The organism is Micromonospora sp. SL4-19, from assembly GCF_047921475.1.
GTDB lineage: Bacteria > Actinomycetota > Actinomycetes > Mycobacteriales > Micromonosporaceae > Micromonospora.
On record NZ_JBLROB010000001.1, the window covers coordinates 403234 to 426876 of the forward strand.

At 72.3% G+C, this 23643-nt stretch carries 23 protein-coding genes; 8 read left to right on the forward strand and 15 right to left on the reverse strand.

Features of this window, described 5'->3' with window-relative positions:
- Positions 1-21 precede the first annotated feature (21 nt).
- Positions 22-3324, forward strand: coding sequence for a S8 family serine peptidase (locus tag ACNAVT_RS01770; protein WP_416292148.1), 3303 nt, complete (start codon positions 22-24; stop codon positions 3322-3324).
- A gap of 117 nt (positions 3325-3441) precedes the next feature.
- Here ACNAVT_RS01770 and ACNAVT_RS01775 read toward each other — a convergent pair whose 3' ends face one another.
- Positions 3442-3837: a hypothetical protein gene (locus tag ACNAVT_RS01775; RefSeq protein WP_416292150.1), complete on the reverse strand. Its 396-nt coding sequence runs from the start codon at positions 3835-3837 to the stop codon at positions 3442-3444.
- Between the two features lie 41 nt (positions 3838-3878).
- Positions 3879-4868 carry a 4-hydroxy-3-methylbut-2-enyl diphosphate reductase gene (locus ACNAVT_RS01780; protein WP_416292152.1) on the reverse strand — a complete coding sequence of 330 codons (990 nt, stop codon included), beginning with the start codon at positions 4866-4868 and terminating at the stop codon, positions 3879-3881.
- Between the two features lie 348 nt (positions 4869-5216).
- Here ACNAVT_RS01780 and xseA point away from each other — a divergent pair, with 348 nt between their 5' ends.
- The gene (gene xseA, locus ACNAVT_RS01785) at positions 5217-6383 is read left to right on the forward strand and encodes an exodeoxyribonuclease VII large subunit (protein ID WP_416292823.1); all 1167 of its coding nucleotides are present in this window, start codon (positions 5217-5219) and stop codon (positions 6381-6383) included.
- Positions 6384-6407: 24 nt separating this feature from the next.
- On the forward strand, positions 6408-6620 hold the full coding sequence (locus ACNAVT_RS01790) for an exodeoxyribonuclease VII small subunit (RefSeq protein WP_416292154.1): 213 nt from the start codon (positions 6408-6410) through the stop codon (positions 6618-6620).
- 57 nt (positions 6621-6677) lie between these two features.
- Here the strand turns inward: ACNAVT_RS01790 and ACNAVT_RS01795 are convergent, their stop codons facing one another.
- From ACNAVT_RS01795 to ACNAVT_RS01805, 3 genes are all read right to left on the reverse strand, one after another.
- Complete coding sequence (locus ACNAVT_RS01795; RefSeq protein ID WP_416292156.1) at positions 6678-7520, reverse strand: hypothetical protein; 843 nt, start codon at positions 7518-7520, stop codon at positions 6678-6680.
- 237 nt (positions 7521-7757) lie between these two features.
- Positions 7758-8567, reverse strand: coding sequence for a hypothetical protein (locus ACNAVT_RS01800; protein WP_416292158.1), 810 nt, complete (start codon positions 8565-8567; stop codon positions 7758-7760).
- Between the two features lie 106 nt (positions 8568-8673).
- Positions 8674-9273 carry a DUF4245 domain-containing protein gene (locus ACNAVT_RS01805; RefSeq protein ID WP_416292160.1) on the reverse strand — a complete coding sequence of 200 codons (600 nt, stop codon included), beginning with the start codon at positions 9271-9273 and terminating at the stop codon, positions 8674-8676.
- 158 nt (positions 9274-9431) lie between these two features.
- On the opposite strand from ACNAVT_RS01805, the gene glpX reads away from it, so the two are divergent.
- Positions 9432-10463 carry a class II fructose-bisphosphatase gene (glpX, locus tag ACNAVT_RS01810; protein ID WP_416292162.1) on the forward strand — a complete coding sequence of 344 codons (1032 nt, stop codon included), beginning with the start codon at positions 9432-9434 and terminating at the stop codon, positions 10461-10463.
- Positions 10464-10539: 76 nt separating this feature from the next.
- Here the strand turns inward: glpX and ACNAVT_RS01815 are convergent, their stop codons facing one another.
- The gene (locus tag ACNAVT_RS01815; protein ID WP_416292164.1) at positions 10540-11457 is read right to left on the reverse strand and encodes an NAD-dependent epimerase/dehydratase family protein; all 918 of its coding nucleotides are present in this window, start codon (positions 11455-11457) and stop codon (positions 10540-10542) included.
- Positions 11458-11598: 141 nt separating this feature from the next.
- Here ACNAVT_RS01815 and ACNAVT_RS01820 point away from each other — a divergent pair, with 141 nt between their 5' ends.
- Positions 11599-12285 carry a TetR/AcrR family transcriptional regulator gene (locus tag ACNAVT_RS01820; protein ID WP_416292166.1) on the forward strand — a complete coding sequence of 229 codons (687 nt, stop codon included), beginning with the start codon at positions 11599-11601 and terminating at the stop codon, positions 12283-12285.
- An 8-nt stretch (positions 12286-12293) separates the two neighbouring features.
- On the opposite strand, the gene ACNAVT_RS01825 is transcribed toward ACNAVT_RS01820, so the two are convergent.
- The 7 genes from ACNAVT_RS01825 to ACNAVT_RS01855 form a co-directional block, all read right to left on the reverse strand.
- Positions 12294-13958: a hypothetical protein gene (locus tag ACNAVT_RS01825; RefSeq protein WP_416292168.1), complete on the reverse strand. Its 1665-nt coding sequence runs from the start codon at positions 13956-13958 to the stop codon at positions 12294-12296.
- 58 nt (positions 13959-14016) lie between these two features.
- The gene (locus tag ACNAVT_RS01830) at positions 14017-14985 is read right to left on the reverse strand and encodes an NAD(P)/FAD-dependent oxidoreductase (RefSeq protein ID WP_416292170.1); all 969 of its coding nucleotides are present in this window, start codon (positions 14983-14985) and stop codon (positions 14017-14019) included.
- Positions 14986-15088: 103 nt separating this feature from the next.
- The gene (locus tag ACNAVT_RS01835; protein ID WP_416292172.1) at positions 15089-15748 is read right to left on the reverse strand and encodes a rhomboid family intramembrane serine protease; all 660 of its coding nucleotides are present in this window, start codon (positions 15746-15748) and stop codon (positions 15089-15091) included.
- A 116-nt stretch (positions 15749-15864) separates the two neighbouring features.
- Positions 15865-16539, reverse strand: a complete 675-nt coding sequence (locus ACNAVT_RS01840) for a lytic transglycosylase domain-containing protein (protein ID WP_416292174.1) — start codon at positions 16537-16539, stop codon at positions 15865-15867.
- Between the two features lie 276 nt (positions 16540-16815).
- Positions 16816-18228, reverse strand: coding sequence for a PhoH family protein (locus ACNAVT_RS01845; protein ID WP_416292176.1), 1413 nt, complete (start codon positions 18226-18228; stop codon positions 16816-16818).
- Between the two features lie 341 nt (positions 18229-18569).
- Positions 18570-18995 carry a hypothetical protein gene (locus ACNAVT_RS01850; protein WP_416292178.1) on the reverse strand — a complete coding sequence of 142 codons (426 nt, stop codon included), beginning with the start codon at positions 18993-18995 and terminating at the stop codon, positions 18570-18572.
- A 46-nt stretch (positions 18996-19041) separates the two neighbouring features.
- The gene (locus ACNAVT_RS01855) at positions 19042-19383 is read right to left on the reverse strand and encodes a hypothetical protein (protein WP_416292180.1); all 342 of its coding nucleotides are present in this window, start codon (positions 19381-19383) and stop codon (positions 19042-19044) included.
- A 264-nt stretch (positions 19384-19647) separates the two neighbouring features.
- Here ACNAVT_RS01855 and ACNAVT_RS01860 point away from each other — a divergent pair, with 264 nt between their 5' ends.
- From ACNAVT_RS01860 to otsB, 3 genes are all read left to right on the forward strand, one after another.
- On the forward strand, positions 19648-20088 hold the full coding sequence (locus ACNAVT_RS01860) for an XRE family transcriptional regulator (protein ID WP_416292181.1): 441 nt from the start codon (positions 19648-19650) through the stop codon (positions 20086-20088).
- 162 nt (positions 20089-20250) lie between these two features.
- Positions 20251-20604 carry a hypothetical protein gene (locus ACNAVT_RS01865; protein WP_416292183.1) on the forward strand — a complete coding sequence of 118 codons (354 nt, stop codon included), beginning with the start codon at positions 20251-20253 and terminating at the stop codon, positions 20602-20604.
- A gap of 70 nt (positions 20605-20674) precedes the next feature.
- Positions 20675-21499 carry a trehalose-phosphatase gene (otsB, locus tag ACNAVT_RS01870; RefSeq protein ID WP_416292185.1) on the forward strand — a complete coding sequence of 275 codons (825 nt, stop codon included), beginning with the start codon at positions 20675-20677 and terminating at the stop codon, positions 21497-21499.
- 12 nt (positions 21500-21511) lie between these two features.
- On the opposite strand, the gene ACNAVT_RS01875 is transcribed toward otsB, so the two are convergent.
- On the reverse strand, positions 21512-22282 hold the full coding sequence (locus ACNAVT_RS01875; protein ID WP_416292187.1) for an isoprenyl transferase: 771 nt from the start codon (positions 22280-22282) through the stop codon (positions 21512-21514).
- Positions 22283-22312: 30 nt separating this feature from the next.
- Positions 22313-23455, reverse strand: a complete 1143-nt coding sequence (locus tag ACNAVT_RS01880; protein ID WP_416292189.1) for a geranylgeranyl reductase family protein — start codon at positions 23453-23455, stop codon at positions 22313-22315.
- Positions 23456-23643: the final 188 nt, after the last annotated feature.

Sequence of the window (23643 nt, forward strand, 5' to 3'; positions counted from 1 at the left end):
TGTTCTCTGGAGGAAGAGAACGTGAATCAACCCCGCAATCGGAGCCGGCGTACCTCCGCCGCGCTCTTCGCGTCGGTCGTGGCCGCTGGTGCCATGACCGTGGGGGGTAGCGCCGCGATCGCGAGCGCAGCCCCCGCCACCGCTCCCGACGCCGACCAGCCGACCGCCGTCGGGACGCTCGGAGAGCACGACGCCAAGCTGCTCGGCGAGGCGGAGGCGAAGCACGCCCCCACCGTCACCCTGATCATCGCCGCCGAGAAGGGCTCGGCCAAGAAGGTCGCGGACGGCCTCAAGGGCCTCGGCGCCGCGGTCAGCGAGCGCTACGACGAGGTCGGCTACGTGCTGGCCAAGGTCCCCACCTCGAAGGTCCTCAAGGCCGCCACGCTGCCGGGTGTCTCCGCCGTCGACCTCGACGAGGCCATCAAGCTCCCCGACCCGACGCCCGAGGCCGCCCCGGCCGGCGTGAAGACCGCCAAGCAGGGCGAGACCCTGGCCGGCCCGGGTGCGGACACGGGCGCGGTCAACCCGTACATGCCGACCAGCGAGACCGGCGCGGAGGCCTTCAAGGCCGCGCACCCGACCTGGGACGGCCGCGGCGTCACCATCGGCATCATGGACTCCGGCGTCGACCTGGACCAGCCGGCGCTGCAGAAGACCACCACCGGCGAGCGCAAGATCGTCGACTGGATCACGGCCACGGACCCGCTCGAGGACGCGACCTGGCGGCCGATGATCACCGACGTGACCGGCCCGAAGTTCACCAACTCCCTCGGCACCTGGACCGCGCCGGCCGGCACGTACAAGTTCAACACCTTCCGCGAGTCCACCACCATCGGCAGCGACCCGGCCGGTGACGTCAACCGCGACGGCGACACCACCGACGTCTGGGGCGTCCTCTACGACCCGGTGACCCACGACATCCGGGTGGACGTCAACCAGAACCTGGACTTCACCGACGACGAGGTGATGCGGCCGTACAACGAGAAGTTCCAGGTCGGTCACTTCGGCACGGACAAGCCGGCCACGCCGGTACGCGAGCAGATGCCGTTCGTCGTGGAGTACCGCGAGGACGTCGACACCACTCCGGCCGGCGGCCCCGGCCTGGTCGACTACGTCAACATCGGCATCATCGAGAGCACCCACGGCACCCACGTCGCCGGCATCACCGCCGCCAACGGCATGCTGGGCAACAGCGCGTTCAACGGCGCGGCCCCCGGTGCCAAGCTGGTCTCCGCTCGGGCCTGCTCCTGGGGCGGTGGCTGCACCTACGCGGCGCTCACCACCGGCATGGTCGACCTGGTGGTCAACCGCAAGGTCGACGTGATCAACATGTCGATCGGCGGCCTGCCGGCGCTGAACGACGGCAACAACGCCCGCGGCGTGCTCTACAACACCCTGATCGACACCTACGGTGTGCAGATGTTCATCTCGGCCGGCAACTCCGGCCCGGGTCTGAACACCGTCGGCGACCCCTCGGTCGCCAGCAGCGTGGTCAGCGTCGCCGCCAACATCAGCAAGGACACCTGGCTGGCCAACTACGGTTCGGTGGTCCGCAAGAAGAACGCCCTGTTCAACTTCTCCTCGCGCGGCCCGCGGGAGGACGGCGGCTTCAAGCCGAACATCACCGCTCCGGGCTCGGCCATCTCCACCGCGCCGACCTGGCAGGCTGGCGTACCGGTCCCCGAGGCCGGCTACCCGCTGCCGCCGGGCTACCAGATGCTCAACGGCACCTCGATGGCCTCCCCGCAGGCCACCGGCGCCGCCGCACTGCTGCTCTCCGCGGCCAAGGCCACCGGCCAGGCGGTCACCCCGGCCGCGCTGCGCCGGGCCATCTACACCTCCGCCAAGCCGATCGAGGACGTCCCGACGTACGGCCAGGGCTACGGCATGTTCAACGTGCCGGGCGCGTGGAAGCTGCTGGCCAAGGGCGTGCAGACCGCGACCTACACCGCCGAGGCGCCGGTCTGCACCGAGCTGTCGAAGAGCCTGACCAGGTACAACCCGGCCACCGGCGGCTTCGAGCCGAACCCGAACGTGGGCACCGGCATCCACAACCGCTGCGCCGCCGACCGCGGTGGACAGAAGGTGCAGGAGAGCCGCTCCTACGAGGTCAAGCTGACCCGCACCAGCGGCCCGGACAAGAGCGTCAAGCACAAGATCGAATTCCTGGGCAACGACGGCACCTTCAGCGCCCCTGGGGTCGTGTGGCTGCCGCTGAACAAGACCGTCACGGTCGAGGTGAAGGCCAAGCCGAAGACCGTCGGCGCGCACGGCGCCATCATGACCGTCGACGACCCGGACACCTCGGTGGTCGACTTCGAGGTCTCCGCCCTGGTGGTCGCCTCGAACACCGTCAACGCCCCGGCATACTCGTTCTCCGCCAAGGGCTCGGTGGAGCGCAACAGCTCCACCTCGTACCTTGTGACCGTGCCGGAGGGCGCGGGCGCGCTGCAGGTGAACCTTTCCGGCATCGCCACCGGCTCGCAGACCCGGTTCATCGCCATCAACCCGTACGGCGTGCCGGTCGAGAGCACCGCGAGCACCGCCTGCTACACCAACTTCTCCGACGCCGCTGCCTGCAAGCCGGAGGAGCGGGACTACCAGAACCCGGTCCCGGGTGTCTGGGAGATCGAGGTGGAGGCCCGGCGTACCTCGCCGACCCTGGACAACCCGTTCCAGCTCCAGGCGCGGGTGCAGGGCGTCAAGGTCGCGCCGGCCGTCGTCGAGCTGCCTGCGGTCACCGCCGGCACCCCGACCGACGTGAGCTGGGGCCTGACCAACACCTTCGGCCCGGTCGAGGTGACCGGCGTCGGCGGCCCGCTGTCCAGCGTGCACGCCGACCGGCCGACCATCACCGAGGGCACCTCTCAGGAGTACACCGTCGAGGTGCCGGCGGGGGCCAAGTCCTTCACCGTCCGGATCGGCAACCCGGCCAACCAGGGCGCCGACCTCGACCTGTACGTCTTCCGGGGCGCCACCCAGGTCGGCCGTTCGGCCGGCGGTAGCTCGGAAGAGGCGGTCACCATCACGAACCCGACGGCCGGCACGTACCGGGTGGTCGTGGACGGGTACGCGGTGGACGGTGCCGGCGGCAGCACCGCCTACGACTACCGGGACGCCTTCGCGTCCACGTCGCTGGGCACGGTCTCTGCCCCGGCCACCTCGCTGACGCTGGCCAACGGCGCCACCGCGACCCTGACCGGCACGGTGACCGCTCTGGCCGCCCCGGTCGCTGGCCGGCAGCTCTACGGTGACCTGGCCGTCACCACCACCGAGGGCGCGGTCGTCGGCCGCGGCTCGGTGAACATCGGCACGGTCAACTGACCGCTCGCTGAACCCAGGAGCCCCGCCCCCGCCCGGGGGCGGGGCTCCCCCTTTTCCACCCGGCCCCGGTTCCGCCCGTCGACGAGGTCGGGCGGGAGGGGGACCCAGGGGACGGGGTCAGGCGGGTTTGGCCGTGTCGACGACGAAGGGGGTGCCCTGCTGACAGGTGGTCATCAGGTCCGGCTGGGAATGGCCGGTGACGGCCACCCGGGCGCCGGGCTTCAGCACGTCACGCGGGCCGCCGACCAGCAGGTTGCCGTCGAGCAGCAGGCAGTTCGGCTCCACCCCGGCCTGCACGGTGCCGGTGAGCGTGGTGGTGCCGGCGCCGGACGGCCCGCCCTTCGTGGGGGACACCGGATCGGTCGGAGTGAGGGAGGGGTCGGGGCTGGGCTGGCTGGTCACCGGGGCGGCTCCCGTCGATTCGGGGCTGGCGGGCGCGGCGCCGGAGTCGGCACAGGCGCTGAGCACCAGGCCGGCGACCAGAGCGACGAGCACCGCCCGAGGAGTCTTCATGGACCGTTGGACGTGCGGGGCCGAAGATCCGTTCCGGGGCATCAGGCGCGGGCCGCCGCGGCGGCCTTCAGGTCCCGCTTGAGCTCCTGCGGCAGGGAGAAGGTCAGCCGCTCGTTGGCGGTGGTGATCTCTTCGACATCGGTGAAGCCCCGCTCGGCGAGGTGCGCGAGCACCTCCTGGACCAGCTCGTCCGGCACGCTGGCGCCCGAGGTGACGCCGACCGTGGACGCGTCGGCCAGCCAGGCGTCATCGATCTCGTGGGCGAAGTCGACCAGGTGCCCGGCGCGGGCGCCGGCGTCCAGGGCCACCTCGACCAGGCGTACCGAGTTGGACGAGTTGCGCGAGCCGACCACGATCACCACGTCGCAGTCCGGCGCGATCTCCTTCACCACGTGCTGCCGGTTGGAGGTGGCATAGCAGATGTCGTCGCTGGGCGGCGACTGGAGCAGCGGCAGCTTCTGCTTGAGCCGGGCCACGGTCTCCAGGGTCTCGTCGACCGAGAGGGTGGTCTGGGAGAGCCAGACGACCTTGTTCGGGTCACGCACGGTGACCTTGTCGACGCCGTCCGGGCCGTCCACGAGCTGGATGTGCGCGGGGGCCTCACCGGCGGTGCCGATGACCTCCTCGTGCCCCTCGTGGCCGATCAGCAGGATGTCGTAGTCCTCGGCCGCGAACCGCCGGGCCTCCTGGTGCACCTTGGTGACCAGCGGGCAGGTCGCGTCGATCGCCCGGAGCGAGCGCGCCTTCGCCTGCTCGTAGACCTCGGGGGCGACGCCGTGCGCGGAGAAGATGACGGTGGCGCCCTCCGGCACCTCCTCGTTCTCCTCCACGAAGATCGCGCCCTGGGCCTCCAGCGTCCGCACCACGTGCTTGTTGTGCACGATCTGCTTGCGGACGTAGATCGGGGCGCCGTAGAGCTTCAACGCCTCCTCGACGGTCTGCACCGCCCGGTCCACGCCCGCGCAGTAGCCGCGGGGCTTGGCCAGGAGCACGCGCTTGCCGGTCCGGTGAGTCGTCTCAGCCTCAGTCACCCGACCATCGTACGTGCCCGGCATTCCCCCGGCAGCGGCTGCGACCCGCACCACGGCCGCGGCACCGGCTGGCAGAACGGGCGGGCCCGCAGCGCGCGCGGCCACCGGCAGACCCCCTTTTCGGGTACGAAAGGACGCCTCACCGCCCGTCCCGTCGAGCCCGCCCTGCTCCCCATCGTCGCCTTCGCCCGATCGAGTCGATCAAAGGGTCGCGTCCGGAAACGCCCGTCGGCGGACGCGAACCTCTTGATCGTCAGGGGTGGGCCGTAGGGTGGGCGGGTGAGCGAGGGGGGACAGGGCGGCGCGGAGCCGGGGCGCAGCACGTCGGAGGAGCCGTGGCCGGTCCGGGTGGTCAGCCAGAAGATCAGCGCCTGGATCGCGCGGCTGGGCTGGGTCTGGGTGGACGGGCAGGTCGCGCAGATCAGCCGCCGGCCCGGCGCGACCACGGTCTTCCTCACCCTGCGTGACCCGTCTGCGGACCTCAGCCTGACCGTCACCACCAACCGGGACGTGCTCGACGCGGGTGCGCCGGAGCTGCGCGAAGGTGCCCGGGTGGTGCTGCACGCCAGGCCGGAGTTCTACGCCGCCCGGGGCACCCTCAGCCTGCGCGCCGACGAGATCCGCCAGGTCGGGCTCGGCGAGCTGCTGGCCCGGCTGGAGAAGCTCAAGAAGCTGCTCGCCGCCGAGGGGCTCTTCGACCGGGCCCGCAAGCGCCGGCCGCCGTTCCTTCCCCGGCGGATCGGGCTGATCACCGGCCGCGCCTCGGCCGCCGAGCGGGACGTGCTGACCAACGCGCAGCGACGCTGGCCGGCGGTGGAGTTCCGCACGGTCAACGTCGCGGTGCAGGGTCCGAGCGCGGTGCCGCAGATCGTCGACGCGCTGAAGGTGCTCGACGCCGACCCCACCGTCGACGTGATCGTCATCGCCCGGGGCGGCGGCAGCATCGAGGACCTGCTCCCCTTCTCGGACGAGGCGCTCTGCCGGGCGGTCTTCGCCTGCCGTACGCCGGTGGTCAGCGCGATCGGCCACGAGACGGACGCGCCGCTGCTGGACTACGTGGCCGACATCCGGGCGTCGACTCCGACCGACGCAGCGAAGCGGATCGTCCCCGACCTCACCGATGAGATCCGCCTCATCGGCCAGGCCCGGTCCCGGCTGGAGCGGGCGGTCCGCAACCTGGTCGACCGGGAGCAGCACCGCCTCGACCTGCTCCGCTCCCGGCCGGTGCTGGCCCGCCCGCTGGTGATGGTCGACCAGCGGGCCGCCGAGGTCACCGCACTGCGCGACCGGGCCGGCCGCTGCCTGGACCACCGGCTCGGCGCCGCCGCCGACGACCTGCGGCACACCCTGGCCCGGCTGCGCGCCCTCTCCCCCGCGGCGACCCTCGACCGGGGGTACGCGATCGTCCAGCGCGCCGACGGCCACGTGGTCCGCGCCGCGTCCGAGGTCGCCAAGGGCGACCCGCTGCGGGTGCGCCTCGCCGACGGCGAGCTGACCGCGACGGTCGACGGCTGACGACCCTGCACGAGGATGGTTGCGATGAGTGAAGAGAAGAAGGACGAGCGGCTCAGCTACGAACAGGCCCGCGCCGAACTGGCCTCCGTGGTCGAGCGGCTGGAAGCCGGCGGCACCTCACTGGAGGAGTCGCTGGCGCTCTGGGAGCGCGGCGAGCAGCTCGCCGAGATCTGCCAGCGCTGGCTGGACGGTGCCCGGGCCCGCATCGACGCCGCCCGGCAACGCGCCGAGGCCTGACCGTTCGCGCAGGGCGACGGGACGGCCGGGGCGGCCGTCCCGTCGTCGTCGTGGTGCTCAGTTGAACAGGTTGTAGAACTCCGGGGGCGCCTCGACGACCTGGTCGGCCGGGGGCTTCTGCGCGGCAACGGCGTTGCCGTAGTCCGAGTACGTGATCCTGACGTCCTGCGCGGCGCCCTGGCCGGCGGCCGGGACCTGCATCACCAGTTCGCTGAGCCGGCCCTGTGCGTCGACCTTGGCGGTGAACGGCACCGACTTCGCCTGCGCCCCGAGCGCGGTGATCAGCGCCGGGTCGAGGGAGCCGGCCTCGGCCGCCTTCGACACGTCGATCGTGCCCGCGTAGGTGCCGTCGCCGGTCTGGCGAACCTCGGTCACGCCCTGGGTCAGCACGGCGCTACCGGCCGGGTCGAGCTTGTCGAAGTCGAAGCCCAGCGCCCGGTTGCCCTCGATCCTCCTCTGGTCGAGGTGCTGGTACCTGCCGAGGTTGAGCTGCCGCAGCCCGGGGACGGTGTCGGCGGCCTTGCCGCCCAGCTCCAGCTTCACCCAGCTGTCCGGCTTGTAGTGGATCAGGTCAAGCTTCATCATCAGGTCCGACGACGCGTCGCCGATCGTCATCCGCATCTCCGCGCTCTGGCTCGGCTCGTGCACCTGGCCCTCGGCCGTGGAGCCCGCGCCGGACATGGTGAACCGGAAGTTCCCGTCGCGGATCGCGTTCGTGGAGTTGAGCAGGGCCTGCTTGGCGTCGCCGGCGCCGGGCGTACCGCTCGGCGCGATGCTGCCGGACGCGGCCGGGGACGCGGACGCTCCCGCCGTGCCGGTCCCGGTGTCGTTGCAGGCCGCCAGGCCGGGGATGACCATTGCCGCGGCGAAGGCCGCAGCGCTGAACCGTCGAATCTTCACGTGAACTCCAGGTGGGTCGTCCGGCCCACGAGGCGCCGGAGGCGTGGCGCCACAGCCCTCACCCGACCTGCGGCGCACGAGCCCTCTCCGGCCGGCGCGGCGGCCCCGGCGGGCTCGTACCCCCTTCTGTTCCCTGAAGTCGCGTTCCGCAATCACTGTCCGGTCCGCAGGGCGACCACTCGCGCCGCGGACGCCGGTCGGGGACGGCGGACGCCGTCCCCGACCGGACCTGGCGAATCAGCCCTTGAACATCTCGTAGACCTGGTCGGACGCCTCGACGACCTTGCCGGCCGGCGGCGCCTTGACGGCGGCGGCGGTGCCGTAGTCGGCGTACGTGACGGTCATGGTCTGCGCCTCGGCGCTGCCGGCGGCGGGCATCTCGACGACGAACTCGGTCAGCCGGCCCTGCGCGTCGACCTTCGCGGTGAACGGCACGGCGGAGGCCTTGTCGCCGAGGGCCTTGATCGTGTCGGCGTCGAGCAGGTCGGAGTCGGTCGCCTTGGTGGCGTCGAGCGTGCCCGCGTACGTGCCCTCGCCGGTCTGCTTGACGTCGGTGATCGCGTTGATCATCTTGTCGGCGCCCGCCGGGTCGACGTCGGCGAAGTCGAAGGTCAGCTCCTTGGTGCCCTTGATCTTGCTGCGATCCAGGTGCTGGTACTTGCCCTTCATCGCCTTGAAGGTGGGGACGGAGTCGGCCATCGCCCCGGCGAGTTCCAGGTTGACCCAGCTGTCGTCGTCGATGAAGACCAGGTGCATCTTCATCGACAGCTCGGCGTCAGCCATGTCCAGCTTCATCTCGGCGCTCTTGGAGGGCAGGTGCACGGTGCCGCCGCCGTTGATCTCGCCGCCCTTGATCGCGAAGGTGAAGTTGCCCTTCTGGATCTCCTTGGTGGAGGCGGCCAGCGCCTCCTTCGGGTCCGCCGGCTTCTCCGAGGCGGCGGGCTTGCTCTCGGCGGTCGGCGAACCGGCCTCGGTCTTGCAGGCGGTCAGACCGGGGACGAACAGGGCGGCGGCGAGGACGCCGACGCTCCACCGTCGAATGTTCACGTCGTTCTCTTTCCGGTTGCTTTCCGGACGCATCACGCGTACCGGTTCGGGCCGGGGCAGCCTAGCGGACCGGCCCCGGCCCTGCGGACACCGGATTATGGGCGGCTCAGCGCAGGGCGGTGGCGAGTTCGCGCAGCTCGTTGTCCCGGGCGTCGCCGATCACGATCACCGTGCGATTCGGCTCCAGCAGAACGAGAGCCTGCTCGTTGCTGCGGGCGGTGTACCGCTGCCAGCTCCCGCCGGGCAGGTCGGCCGGGCCCTGTGGCTGGCCGTCACGCAGCTCGGCCGGCAGCAGCTTTTCGGCGGGCACGTTACTCTCCACGAGCTGCGCCCCGCGCCCCTCCGGGGTCAGGTAGCCGATCCGTAGCGTCGCGCCGCCCTGCTCGGCCCGATAGCGGGCGCTGACCGTACGCCAGTCCGAGCCAAGCCCCATGGGCTGGCTGATCGGGAAGGCGCCCGCCGATCGGGCCTGCTCGACGGCGGGCGCCGCGTCGACGGTGGTCGGCTCCTCGCCGCCGAGGAAGCCCCGGTAGAAGGCGAGCAGCAGCGCGATCGGGACCAGCAGCACCAGCAGCGAGAGCGCCATGTCCTTCGGCGACCGCTCGGAGCGCGCCTTCTCCTTGCCGGCGGGCGGCCGGAACGGCGGCTGGCCGTCGGGCGGGGTGGCGTCGGTCGGTACGCGGTCGGCAGGCTGCACGGGTTCCACCCAGCCATTCTCGCAGCCCTCCGGGTGACGTGATCCTGGCCTCCTCCGCCCCGCCCCGGTGCGGGACCTGTCATCGTGTGAGGATCAGCGACAGAGCCGGCGGCGGCGACGGCCGCATCCGCCGGTCCACCCCGCAACGTCGCGAGGAGGAAGCCGCCATGACAACCACCAGGACGCGGACGCCACAGAATCTCGACCGCAACCTCGCCCTCGATCTGGTCCGGGTCACCGAGGCCGCGGCGATGGCCGCCGGCCGCTGGGTCGGCCGGGGCGACAAGGAGGGCGGCGACGGAGCAGCCGTCGATGCCATGCGCAAACTGATCAACTCGATCCCGATGCGTGGTGTCGTGGTCATCGGCGAGGGCGAGAAGGACAACGCCCCGATGCTCTTCAACGGCGAGGAGGTCGGTGACGGGACCGGTCCCGAGGTGGACGTGGCGGTCGATCCGATCGACGGCACCACGCTGATGAGCAAGGGCATGCCGAACGCCCTCGCGGTGCTCGCGGTCGCCGAGCGCGGCGCGATGTTCGACCCGAGCGCCGTCTTCTACATGGAGAAGCTCGCCGTCGGCCCGATGTACGCCGACGTGGTGGACATCAACGCCGGGGTGGCCGAGAACATCCGCCGGATCGCCAAGGTCAAGGGCAGCGACGCCGCCGACGTGACGGTCTGCGTGCTGGACCGGCCCCGACACGACGAGATGGTGAAGCAGATCCGACGTACCGGGGCGGGCATCCGGTTCATCTCCGACGGTGACATCGCCGGCGCCATCGCGGCGGCCCGGGGCGAGTCGGACGTCGACGTGCTGATGGGCATCGGCGGCACCCCGGAGGGCATCACCGCCGCCTGCGCCCTCAAGTGCATGGGCGGCATGATGCAGGCCAAGCTCTGGCCGAAGGATGCCGAGGAGCGGGAGAAGGCGCTCGCCGCCGGGCACGACCTGGACCGGGTGCTGTTCACCGACGATCTGGTCACCGGCGACAACTGCTTCTTCGTGGCCACCGGGGTCACCTCCGGCGACCTGCTGCGCGGCGTGCGCTACCGGGCCGGCGGGGCGTACACCCAGTCGATCGTGATGCGCTCCAAGAGCGGCACGATTCGGGTGATCGACTCGTACCACCGGCTGGAGAAACTCGCCCTCTACTCGGCGGTCGACTTCGACGGACGGCCCCTGGCCGAGCAGGAGTGATCGCGACCGGGACGCGGCGCCGGCCCCGGATCGCGGTCCTCATCGCCGCGTCCGGACCGGCGCTGCGCCGCTGACGTCAGCCGCGCAGCCCGGTCACGGTCTCCTTGATCGCCTGGTCCAGCGGGGTCGGCTCGATCCCGAGGGTGGCGGTGGCGGCCGAGGAGTCCATCACGAACGGCCGGTCGAACTGGTAGGCGGTCTCCCGCAGCTCACGGGCCATCGGGTTGGCGAGGCCGCCGAGCCAGAGCACCGGGTAGGGCATCCGGGTCAGCTTCGGCGCCGGCGCGCCGACCAGGGCCGCCGCGCGGGCGGCCAGGTCCCGCATCGGCGCGGCCGACGCGCTCGGCACGTGCCAGGCCCGCCCCCAGGCCCGCTCGTCGGTCGCGGCGGCGACCAGGGTACGGGCGACGTCCGGGATGTACGTCCAGGTGTGCGGGGCGTCCCAGTCCACCGGCAGGAAGACCCGCCGTCCGGCGAGCGCCCGGGGCAGCACCATCATCGCCAACGAGGTGCCTCCGACGCCGAGGTAGTCCGAGCCGCGTACCTCGGTCACCCGCACCCGGCCGTCCCGGTGCGCGGCCAGCGCGTCGGACCACATCCGGTTCCGCACCCGCCCCTTGGTGCCGGTCGCGGCCAGCGGGGTCGCCTCGGTCATCGGGGCGTCGACCGGGCCGTATCCGTAGAGGTTGCCGACGGTGGCGAGCACCGCGCCGGCCCGCTCCGCGGCGGTGAGCAGGGCGTCGGCCAGCGGTGGCCAGTCGACCGGCCACCGGTGGTACGCCGGGTTGGCGCAGTTGTACAGCGCGATCGCGCCCTCGGTCAGTGCGGTCAGCCGGGCCGGGTCGGCGGCGTCGGCGGCGATCCGCTCGACCGCCGGGTGCTCGGGGCCGGTACCCCGGCGGGTCACCACCCGCACCCGCTCGCCGCGCTCGGCGAGGAGGCGGGCGGTGGCGGTGCCGACGGGTCCGGCGCCGACGATCACGTGCAGCGACATGGGTCGTCCTCCCGATCAGGGATCCAGTTCGAGAGCACTGCTCTCGCAATGACACGACCAGCATGAACCCTCACGCGCCCAACCGTCAAGAGCGCTGCTCTCGGTTTTGAACGGCGCACTCATCCATGGCAGAGTGGGGGCATGGTCGCTCACTCGCTCCGCGCCCGAGTCCGCGCCGGAATGATCGACGAGATCAAGGCGGTGGCCCGCCGCCACCTGGCCACCGACGGCGCGAACCTCTCGCTACGCGCGGTCGCCCGCGACCTGGGCATGGTCTCCTCCGCGATCTACCGCTACTTCCCCAGCCGGGACGACCTGCTCACCGCGCTCATCCTCGAGGCGTACGACGCGCTCGGCGACGCGGTGGAGGCGGCCGACGCCGCCGTCGACCGGGCCGAGCTGCGCGGGCGCTGGCACGCCGCCTGTCGGGCCGCCCGGGCGTGGGCACTGGCCCACCCCGCCGAGTACGCGCTGCTCTACGGCAGCCCCGTCCCCGGGTACGCGGCCCCGGACGACACGGTCGCGCCAGCGGCGCGGCCCCCGCTGACCCTGGTCGGCATCCTGCGCGACGGTCTCGCCGACGGCCGGCTCAGCCCGCCCGACGACCACCTGCCCGAGCCGGTCCGCGCCGACCTCGCGGAGCTGGCCGCCGAGTTCTTCCCCGGGCTGCCCGAGGCGCTGCTGGCCCGGGGGATGGCCGGCTGGACCCAGCTATTCGGGCTGATCAGCTTCGAGCTGTTCGGCCGGCTGAACCGAACCGTCCCGCACCGCGACGAGTACTTCGACCACCAGACCGCCCTGATGGCCGACCTCATCGGCCTGCCCTGAACCTCCGGTCAGCGGGTCGTTCCGTCCGGCACCGCAGGCCGTAGCGAACGCGACGGACCAGGTGCCGCAGCGGGCGGCTCGACCGGCGGCGGGTACGGCGGGTCGGCGGGCGGTTCGAAGTTCCCGACCAGCCGGGCCGCCCGCCAGCCGAGCAGCAGCCCCGGCACCGCGGCCAGCCCGGCGAGCGCCACGGCGGTCGAGGCGTACACCGGCCGACCGTAGAGCCACCCGGTAAGTGGAAGCCCCGCCAGCACCAGCGTGAGCCCGGCCCCCAGCAACACCTCGAGGGTCCACCAGCCCGGCGTGCCCCTCGTCCAGATCGGGATCAGGGCGAGCCACGGCGCGCCGAGCAGCAGGACGACGCAGGCGAGGACCACCCCCGAGAGGAGAATGAAGTCGTCGATCAGCCAGACCACGGCCAGCACCAGCGCGGTGACGAACGTGACCGCACCGAGCAGCAGCGGCAACCAGCTGCCGCGCCCGACCTTGAGCCCGGCCCGCGCACCGGAGACGACGAGCACCAGTACGGCCAGGGCGAGTGCCAGCAGCACGGCCCGAAGCGGATCCGAGTGGCGCTCCGCGGGCGAACTCACGCCGAGCGGCGGTGGGCTGTCCGCAACGGAATAGAGCCCGGTGAACCCGATCCGCCGCCAGTCGCCGTCGGGTCCGCGCAGGGCGAAGCCGTCCCGGCCGTTCGCGACGAGCACCACGTGCCGGCCGCCGCCGACGTCCAGGACGGTGAGCTCCTGGCTTGTGATCCGCTCCCCGTGTGGTCCGGCCTCCTGATACAGCCGGCTCAGGATCGCCCGCTGTTCCTCGGTGACCTCCCAGGCCAGTCGCCAGGTCCGGCCGGCGTCGTCGCTCTCCTCCACCCGGATCCGCCCGGCCACCAGCCGGTAGCAGCGCTGCGGCGTCGCGGCCGAGCAGTCCTCTCGTGTCGGCGCGGTGGGGAGGGCGGACGGCGGCGGGGTGACGGGCGACCCGGGCAACGGATCCAGGACCTGCCTCTCGGCGGATGTCGCGCCACGCCATGTCTCGCCGCCGTCGTCGCTCACCCGCCACGTGTCCACGTACGACGACGCGTACAGGCCCGTGCTCTCCCCGATGCCGGCGGCCAGCCGGCCGTCGACCATCGTCGTGCGGACCGCGTCGTGATACCGGGCCGGGCTGGTGGCTGCCACGGCGAGTGTCGCCGCGGGTAGCAGCACCAGCAGCCGGACCAACCGGGCCGACCGACGCCCCACCGGATCACGCCGGGCCCGGCGCCAGGTCCAGCCGGCCAGGGCCAGCGCCGGCAGGGCCAGCAGGTCGGTGCGGTCGGCCCGGACCAGTGACGGCCCGCTGACCACGCTCCACGCCGCCGAGGCGGCTGCCGCGGCGTACCCGCTGGTCTTGACCACGGTGAAGCCGATGCCGACCAGGCCCAGCCCGAGCCCGGCGGCGGCCCGGGCCGGAAGCCGGGGCACGATCAGTGCGGCGAGCACCGCGACGAGCGGCGGGGCGAGCACCAGACCGGCGACGTCGCTGAGCTTGCCGGTGAGCCAGCCGGGCTGGGCGGCCTTGAGCACATGATCGTTGAGCACCAGGACGACCAGCGCGAGCACCGTCACCGGATGGCCCAGCCAGGCCAGCGCGACGCGGGCGGCGTCCGGCGCGGTGGGCGATCGTTCCATCCGTCCACACTGGCGACGGACGGTCTCGACCAGGCCACGCTCCGGTGGGGATCGGGCCTCAGCTGCCGTCGGAGGAGTGCCCGGGGAAGAGGTGGGCGGTCGGGTCGATGGCCACCGCGGCGTTGTTCACCGCCGTGGCGGCCTCGCCGAAGCCGGTGGCGATCAGCCGGACCTTGCCCGGGTATTCGGTGATGTCCCCGGCCGCGAAGATCCGGGGCAGGTTGGTCGACATCGCACTGTCCACCACGATGTGCCGCCGGTCCAGCCGCAGCCCCCACTCGGCGAGCGGTCCCAGGTCGGCGGTGAAGCCGAGGGCGGCGACCACGGTGTCCGCCGGCAGCGTCTCCGCCACGCCACCGCGTACGGTCACCTCGGCGCCGGTGACGCGGTCGTCGCCGTACAGCCGGGTCACCTCCGCGTTGACCACTACGCGGACCGGCAGCGACCGCACCCGGGCGACGGTCGAGGCGTGGGCGCGGAACTTCTCCCGCCGGTGCACCAGGGTCACCGACCGGGCGATCGACTGGAGCGTCACCGCCCAGTCGAAGGCCGAGTCGCCACCGCCCACGATCAGCACGTCCCGGCCGGCCAGCTCGGCCGGCTGCGGCACGAAGTAGACGATCCCGGTTCCCAGGAAACTGTCGGCGACCGGCAGCGGCCGGGGCGTGAAGCTGCCCAGCCCGCCGGTCACCACCACCGCCCCGCAGCGCAGCTGCTCGCCACCGGCCAGGCCGAGCACCGGCTGCCCGTCGAGGTAGGCGAGCTTCTCCGCCCGGGTGCCGAGCAGGTATTCGGGCGCGTACGGCGCGGCCTGTGCGACCAGGTTCGCCACCAGCTCCCGCCCCTTGATCGAGGGGAATCCGGCGACGTCGAGGATGAGCTTCTCCGGGTACATGGCGGTCACCTGGCCGCCCGGCTCGGGCAGCGCGTCGACGACGGCCACGGAGAGCCCGCGGAACCCGGCGTAGTACGCGGCGAAGAGCCCGGCCGGACCGGCCCCGATCACGGCGACATCGACCTCGCGCATGGCGCACCGTCACTTTCGCCCACGGATCAACGCATGTTGATCCTGACGGTAGGCGGACCGGCGGCCCGGGGCAAGCACGTCCCACGGACGTGTCGACGCCCCGTCAGGGCAGGGTGACGGTGGGCGATCCGTCCCGCTCCGGTGCCGGCAGGTCCCCTCGACGGCGGAACAGGATCGCTGCCACGATCCCACCGAGCAGCCCGAACAGGTGCCCCTGCCAGGAGATGTGCTCGTCGGTCGGCAGGATGCCGAGCAGCTGCCAGCCGTAGAGCAGGCCGACCAGCAGCACCACCCCGAAGTTCCACCAGCTCCGCTCGACGATGCCCCGGGTGAGCAGGATGCCGAGGTAGCCGAAGATGACGCCGCTCGCGCCGACCACCACCGAGTCCGGCGAGCCGGTGAACCACACCCCCAGCCCGCTGATCAGAATGATCATCAGCGTGGACCACAGGAAGCGGCGGGTGCCGGCGGCCAGGACGAAGGTGCCGAGCAGGATCAGCGGGATGCTGTTGCTGTAGAGGTGGGTGAAGTTGGCATGCAGGAACGGCGAGAAGAAGACCCCGTCGAGCCCCTGGATCCGGTGTGGAATGATGCCGGCGGTCACGTCCAGATTGGCGTGCAGGCCGACGTCGAGCGCCTCGATGAGGAACAGCACCGGCACGACCGCGCACATCGCGACGAAGGCCCGGCCCAGGGAGGCGTAGAACGCCTCGGTGCCGAACCGTTGGGGATCGTTGCCCGTCGGGCCACCGCGCCAGGTCACCTACCAACAGCTATCAGCAAACGGGACCGGCCGCCACTCGGATGCCCGCGCCACGCCGGCAGAAACGGCGGAGGGGTGCGCGGATCCCCGCACACCCCGCCGTCGTCAACGTCCGATCAGTACCAGCCCGTGCTCTTCGAGTGCTGCCAGGCGCCGCACGGGTTGTCGTACCGGCCCTTGATGTAGCCGAGGCCCCACTTGATCTGGGTGGCCGGGTTGGTCTTCCAGTCGGCCGCGACCGAACCCATCTTGCTGCCGGGCAGGGCCTGCGGGATCCCGTACGCGCCGGACCCCGAGTTGTAGGCCTTGTGGTTCCAGCCGCTCTCCTTGGTCCAGAGCTTGTCCAGGCACGGGAACTGGTCGATGCCGAAGCCCTCTTCCAGCATGATCGCGCAGCCGATCGCCCGGTTGCCGCTGAACTCCTCACAGGACGCCGGGATCGGCCCGTCGTACGGCTTGGTGACGGCCGCCGCCTCGCGCGCCTTCTTCCGGGACGCGGCCGCCTTCTCGGCCTCACGGGTCCGCTCGGCGGCCTCCTTGGCCGCCGCCGCGGCCCGCAGCTTCGCCTGGTACTCGGCGGCCCGCTGCTTGGCCGACTCCATTCGGTGGTCGGCCTGCCGGTCACGCTGGTACGCGTACTCCGCCTGGTCGACCTTCAGGCCCGCCTGCGCGGTCAGGCCCTGTTGCTGAGTCTGTCGGTCTTCGCCCAGGTAGAAGCCACCGGCAACGCCCACGGAAAGCAGCGCGACAGCGGCCGTACGGGCGCCGAACCGGCTCCACAGCCGACTCACGAAGTGGTCCCTTCGTCGGGGGCAATGACACGACGCGACGCGTGGCCGTCCGCGGCTACACCGGCGCCGTGAGCGCCCCGACCTTCGCGGTCGCAGCCGGCACACCGGGTTTCGCGGTTCGCCACCGTCCGGGTGGCGAACGATGCTCGACAATCTTCCTGGTGCGTGAGCGCTCGATGGACACCATTGCGCACAGTGAGGCAGATGGGAAACCAACCGGGTCAATTGTGATCTGCACCACAACGCGAAGGCCATCAAACGGGGGCGAACCGGGCCTCAGAACGGGGTGTCCTCCAACAGATCCGTCACCATAGCGGCGATCGGAGAACGCTCCGAACGGCTGAGGGTGACGTGCGCGAAGAGCGGATGACCCTTCAACGCCTCGATCACCGCGGTCACCCCGTCGTGCCGCCCCACCCGGAGGTTGTCCCGCTGGGCCACGTCGTGGGTGAGCACCACCCGCGACCCCTGGCCGATCCGGGACAGCACGGTGAGCAGCACGCCCCGCTCCAGCGACTGTGCCTCGTCGACGATGACGAAGGCGTCGTGCAGACTCCGGCCGCGGATGTGGGTCAGCGGGAGGACCTCCAGCAGGCCCCGGGAGGTGACCTCCTCCAGCACGTTCTCGTGCACCACCGCGCCCAGGGTGTCGAAGACCGCCTGGGCCCACGGCGACATCTTCTCCGACTCCGAGCCGGGCAGGTAGCCGAGTTCCTGGCCGCCGACGGCGTAGAGCGGGCGGAAGACGATCACCTTCTTGTGCCGGCGCCGCTCCATCGCCGCCTCCAGGCCGGCACAGAGCGCCAGGGCGGACTTGCCGGTGCCGGCCCGCCCGCCCAGCGACACGATCCCGATCGACTCGTCCAGCAGCAGGTCGAGCGCGATCCGCTGCTCCGCCGAGCGGCCGTGCACACCGAACGCCTCCCGGTCGCCGCGGACCAGCCGTACGGTCTTGTCGGGCAGCACCCGGCCGAGCGCCGAGCCCCGCACCGAGTGCAGCACGAGCCCGGTGTGGCAGGGCAGGCCGGCGGCCGCGTCGACGTCCAGCGTCTCCCCCGCGTACAGCCGGGCGATCTCCTCCTCGGCCAGCTCCAGCTCGGCCATGCCGGTCCAGGTCGGGTCGCTGGCCTGGCCGTGCCGGTACTCGTCAGCGCGCAGTCCGACCGACGCCGCCTTGACCCGCAGCGGCATGTCCTTGCTGACCAGGGTGACCTCACGCCCGTCGGCGGCCAGGTTGAGCGCCACCGAGAGGATCCGGGCGTCGTTCGAGTCGGTACGGAAGCCGGGCGGCAGCACCCCGTCGTCGGTGTGGTTCAGCTCCACCCGGAGGGTGCCGCCCTGGTCGTTGGCCGGCACCGGCCGGTCCAGCCGGCCGTGCTGCACCCGCAGCTCGTCCAGCATCCGCAGCGACTGGCGGGCGAACCAGCCCAGCTCCGGGTGTTGCCGCTTCCCCTCCAGCTCGGAGATGACCACCAGCGGCAGCACCACCTCGTGCTCGGCGAAGCGGTGGAACGCCGCGGGATCGGAGAGAAGGACCGAGGTGTCCAGGACGAAGGCCTGACCGGCTGGTCGAGGCTCCTCGGCGTCGGCCGACGGGGCCGCGGCGCGACGGCTGCGGGCGGTCCGGCGGGTCGTGGCAGTCGCGGCCGGGGTCTGGTCGGCACCGGCGGGGGTACGGCGAGTCGTCACAGGCCTGCTCCGCGGATGGGCACCCGGCCACCCGTGTTCCGCCTCGTCCGGTGCCCGGTGGACACGGGGTCGGATGCGGGCCCCGTGCGCGAGGTCGCAGGTCCGGGCTGTCCGGCTGGCTCGGGAAAGCCCCGCGCCATGGCTAGACGCTAGCCGCCGACAGGCCCGTCGGCTAGTGGCGCAACGCGATCCCACCCGACCGGGAGACGAACGCGCACGGCGGAACCGGCCGGGATGCATGCCCCCTGCGCACATCCCGGCCGGTGGAGCCACCGTCACCGGTCTGACGTGGCTCCGACGGTGCGCGTCCGCCGCGGACGGCACACCGTGTCCTGGGGGCCTCAGCCCTGCCGGCGGACCAGGGTCCCGGTCTGCCCGCCCGCCACACCGGCGGAGGCGCTGAACGAGGAACCGGTGTACGTGGTGCCCTGCCGATTGGTGAGCCCGCCGAGCTGTCTGGTGGCGGTGTCCGGCGGAGTCGGGCCGGACGTCGGCCGGGCGGCGACCGCGGCGCGGGCGGCCGTACCGGCGAACGGAACCGTGGCGCGGGTCGCCGACACCGGGGCGGGGCGGGCCAGCGCCGAGGCGATCGCGGCCTGCGCGTCGCGGCGCCGCCGGTTCCAGGCACCCCGGTCCCCGTCGAAGTATCCCTGGCGGTAGCCGAACCGGTAGCCGATCCGGTAGCTGAGCTGACCGTGCAGCCGGCCCGCCGCATAGCAGGTGGAGCCGAGCACGAGCACGAGCACGACGGCGAGGAACGGGCTCATCCGGTCACTCCCGCCGGCGTCGGGGACGCCACCGCGGCCCGCCGGCTCACAGCTCCTCCGGCTCGACCAGAGGGTCGACGACCAGCAGTCGCTCCAGGTCGGCCGTGCTGACCTCCTCGACGAGCTCCACGCTGATCCGGCAGCCGTCCAGCATCACCTCGGCGACCGAGGCGCGCCGGATCTCGCCGCCGGCGTCGTAGACCCGGACGCTCAGTTCCGGGCAGCCGAGATGGATACGCCAGGCGTTCCATTCGGCCCGGTCGCCGACGCTCAGGGAGAGGTACCGGCAACCCCGGGCGAGGTAGAGGCGCCACGGGGCGCTCAACCCGGCAGCCACTCCGTCCGCGATCAGGCCGAAGGCCTGGGCACGGGTCGCGAGTTCGGTCACGAGACCCCCTCGGCACCTGCGGAGTGACGCATGTGAGCACTGATCGTCTCATGCACGTGACACACCGTAAGTTGTCTCATAGGCGTGACAGTATCAGCTCTTCGTCTGTTTACCGCCATCTTGGCGTCCATCTATTCTGCCCGAGTGACACCCCTCAAGAGCAGCACTGAATCGTTTACCGGAAATCCGGGGCCGCCGTCACGTCAGCGTGACAGCAGCACGCCGGGAGCCCCTGCGCTTGCCGGCTGGTCGTACCGTCACGGGGTGACCGAGACCGCCCACGCCCGGAAGATCGCCTTCGCCACCTTCGTCCGTCGCGCCCTGGGCGACGCGCGCGCGACGCGGGCCTGGAGCGGCACTGAGGTCTCCCGGCGCACCGGCGTCTCCCGCCAGACCATCAACCGTTGGGTACGCGGCGACTGGGCCAGCGACCCCGAGGCGGAACGGGTGGTCGCCTTCTGCGAGGGCCTGGGCCTCAACCCGGCGGCGGCGTTCACCGCGCTGGGCTGGGACCGGGCCACCACCGCGCGCACCGCCCCCACCCTGCCGCCGATGGATCCCGACGTCGAGGCGCTGCTGCGCCGACTGGTGGACCCGAACGTCTCGGACGCGGAGAAGTTCCACATTCGGGAAACCATCCGCTACCTCGCCTATCGCCCGACTCTTCCGGTTGACGACCGAAATAGCGGTAAAGAGGCCGGGTAGTTCCTCAGATGGCGAAAGAACGGAAGGGCAGATCCGATCGTTTCGCTCCGGGGCCGGAACGGGCACGCTAGCGTCCCTATTCGTACTGCTTGGGCTCGTCGTCGGCGGGGGGACGCGACAAGGCCGAATCCGGCCCTGCGGGACAGAAGGAGGGGTCTGTCCATGACCCTGAAATGGTGGGCAGTCGTGGTCGCGGTGGTGTCGGTGACATCGGGCGTGACCGGCAACGTGGTGGTCGGCGTGATGGACGGCAGGCAGCTTCCCCTGATCGTCAACCTCGTCGCACTCACGACGGCCGGCACGGCGGTGGTCCTCGCCGTCATCGCCGAGCTGCACGACCGGCTCAACGACCGGGTCAGCGCGCTCACCGAGTTCCTGGTGGCGCGGCTCAACGAGATCGAGGCGCACACCGGCGACCGGAACACCGGCTTCGTGGAGGGTTACCTGCTCAGCCAGGGCCCGGAGGCGGCCGTGGTGCCGTTCGGGCGCCGGGGGCGGGGAGCCGCCGAACGCTGATCCGCCGCGCCGCCCGGGCGTCAGATCTCGGCCACGAATACGCCCTCGTGTCCGGGGTACGCTGACGCGCGTGCCGCCGTTGAATCTGGGCAACCAGCCGCCCAAGAGCCCGTTGGACGCCGAGCACGCCTGGCGCGCCACCGCCGCGCGGGCGGCCGACGTGGTGCTCTTCTTCGACTTCGACGGCACCCTCGCGCCGGTGGGCGACGACCCCACCGCGGTCCGGCCCGCCCCGAACGTGCTCGCCGCGCTGGAGGCGCTCGCCCCGCACGTACGCCGGATCGCCATCGTCTCCGCGCGCCCGGTGGAGTTCCTCCGCGACCACCTGGGCGGCCTCGCCGGCATCGACCTCTACGGACTCTACGGCCTGGAGCACAGTCACTCCGGCGGTGAGACCGTCACCGAGCCGGCCGCCCTGCCCTGGGTGCCCACGATGGCGGAGCTGGCCGAGCAGGCCCGCGCCGAGCTGCCGCCCGGCGCGCTGGTGGAGTTCAAGCGACTCTCCGTGGCCCTGCACTGGCGGACCGCCCCGCACCTCGGCGACCTGGTGCAGGAGTGGGGCCGGGTCCGGGCCGAGCGGCTGGGCCTGCGCTGCCAGACGGGGCGCATGGTGCTGGAGCTGAAGCCCCCGGTCGACCGGGACAAGGGCATGGTGATCGGCGAGGTGGTCCGGGACGCCGGCGGCGCCTGGTACTTCGGCGACGACGTCTCCGACATCAAGGCGTTCGCCGCGCTGCGCACCCGGAGCGCGGCCGACCCTGATTTCGTCGGCGTCTGCGTCGCCGTCGCCAACCCGGAGACCGGTCACGAGGTCGCCGACGCCGCCGACCTCACCCTCGAATCCCCCGCCGCACTGGCCGACTTTCTCACCGCCGCCCTACCCCACCTGGCCTGACCGGCGGGAGGGTCAGGTGCCGAAGCGGCGCTGACGGGTGGCGTAGGAGCGCAGGGCGCGGAGGAAGTCGACCCGGCGGAAGTCGGGCCAGTTCAGCTCGCAGAAGTAGAACTCCGAGTGGGCGCTCTGCCAGAGCATGAAGCCCGACATGCGCTGCTCGCCGCTGGTCCGGATGATCAGATCCGGGTCCGGCAGGCCCTTGGTGTAGAGGTGCTCGGAGATGTCGTCGACGTCGATCGCGTTGGCCAGCTCCTCGATGGTGCCGCCGGTGGCGGCGTGCTCCAGCAGCAGCGAGCGGACCGCGTCGGCTATCTCGCGCCGGCCTCCGTACCCGACGGCGATGTTGACCTGGGCGCCACCGCTGCGGTCCCGGGTGCGTTCCTCGGCGGCCTTGAGCGCGGCGGCGTGCTGCGCGGGCAGCACGTCGAGGGCGCCGACCATCCGCAACCGCCAGGGGTTGCCCTCCTCGGCCAGCTCGGTGGTGAGGTCCTCGATGATCTGGAGCAGTGGGTCCAGCTCGGCGGCCGGTCGGGAGAGATTGTCGGTGGAGAGCAGCCAGAGGGTGACGTGCCCGACACCGGCCGCATCGCACCAGCGCAGCAGCTCCTTGATCCGCTCCGCGCCCATCCGGTGGCCGTCGTTCGGGTCGACGAAGCCCATGTCCCGGGCCCATCTGCGGTTGCCGTCGCACATCACGCCGACGTGCCGGGGCACCGGCCTGCCCGCGAGCTTCGCCGTCAGCCGGCGCTCGTACACGGAGTAGAGGAGTTTCCGCAGAGTCATCACTTGCAGGGTAGCGACCCGGGTTGAAGATCAGTGCTGCGGTGGCTCATCGCGGTGGGTGAGACCGATGCCGATCATGGCCAGGGCATGGGCGTCGAGACGTCCGTCACCCAGCCCCAGTTCCACCACGCTCCGGTAGACCCGGTCGTCCCGGCGGGCCGCGCGGACCGCCGCGTCCACCACCCACCGTCGGCGGGCCAGCCAGGCGGCGACCGAGCTGTGCCGCAGGTGGGTACCGAGCCGGCGGCGGAGGGTGTCGGCGTACCGGCGGGCCGCCTGGGCCGGAGCACCGGCCGCCGCAGCGCCGGCCAGGGCGCCGGAACGCAGGGCGTAGAAGATGCCCTCGCCGGTGAACGGGTTGATCAACGAGAGTGCGTCCCCGGCCAGCACCACCCGACCCCGCCCCGATGCCGGCCGGTGCGTGGAGAGCGGCAGGTGGTGGGCCCGCAGGTCGGTGACCGCGGCCGGGTCGGTGCCGGGCAACAGGGCGGCCAGGCGGTCCAGCAGGTGCGCCCGGGTCAGCGGCTCGCCGCGCAGCACCTCCCCGTACCCGACGTTGGCCCGACCGTCACCGATCGGGAACGACCAGGCGTACGCCGGCCAGCGCGACGACGAGGTGACGATGACCTGCTCGGGCGGGCCGGGCAGCGCCGGAGCGTAGCCGCGGATGGCGAGCGCGAGGTGGCGGTCCGGGTTCACCGGGTGCCCGAGCGCCCGGCGGAGCACCGAGCCGGCGCCGTCTGCTCCGACCACCGCCCGGGCGGCCAGCTCGCCGTCGAGGACCACCCGGTCGTCGCGCAGCTCCACCTGGCGTACGGCATGCCGGCGCAGTTCCGCGCCGGCCGCGACGGCCGCCGCCACCAGTCGGGCGTCGAACACCGCCCGGGGCACCGTGTACGCGGGCCGGGGCAGCGCCCGGGCCACCGTGCCGCCGCCCGGGGCGACGAGGCGCAGCGCGGGCAGCGGGGCGTACCCGTCGACCGCGTCGGTCACGCCCAACTCGGCGAGTACGTCCAGCGCGTGCGCGGCGATCCCGTCACCGCAGGCCTTGTCGCGGGGGAAGTCGTACCGGTCCAGCAGCAGCACCCGGGCCCCCGCCCGCCGGGCGGAGAGCGCCGCGGCCGACCCTGCCGGCCCGGCCCCGACCACGATCACGTCGTACTCGTCCCCCACGCCCCCATCCTGCCCCGCACCCGGGCCGGCCACCGGCCACCGCACGAGTCCACAAATGTTGGTCAAGAGGCTGGCACCGGGAGAAGGCCGGCGGATCCTGACTCGAACCTCTTGCTGACGGACTCGGCGGGGGAGGTGGCCGCGACGGCGGACGGCCGCCGGACCTCGATGGGTTCGGCGGCCGTCCT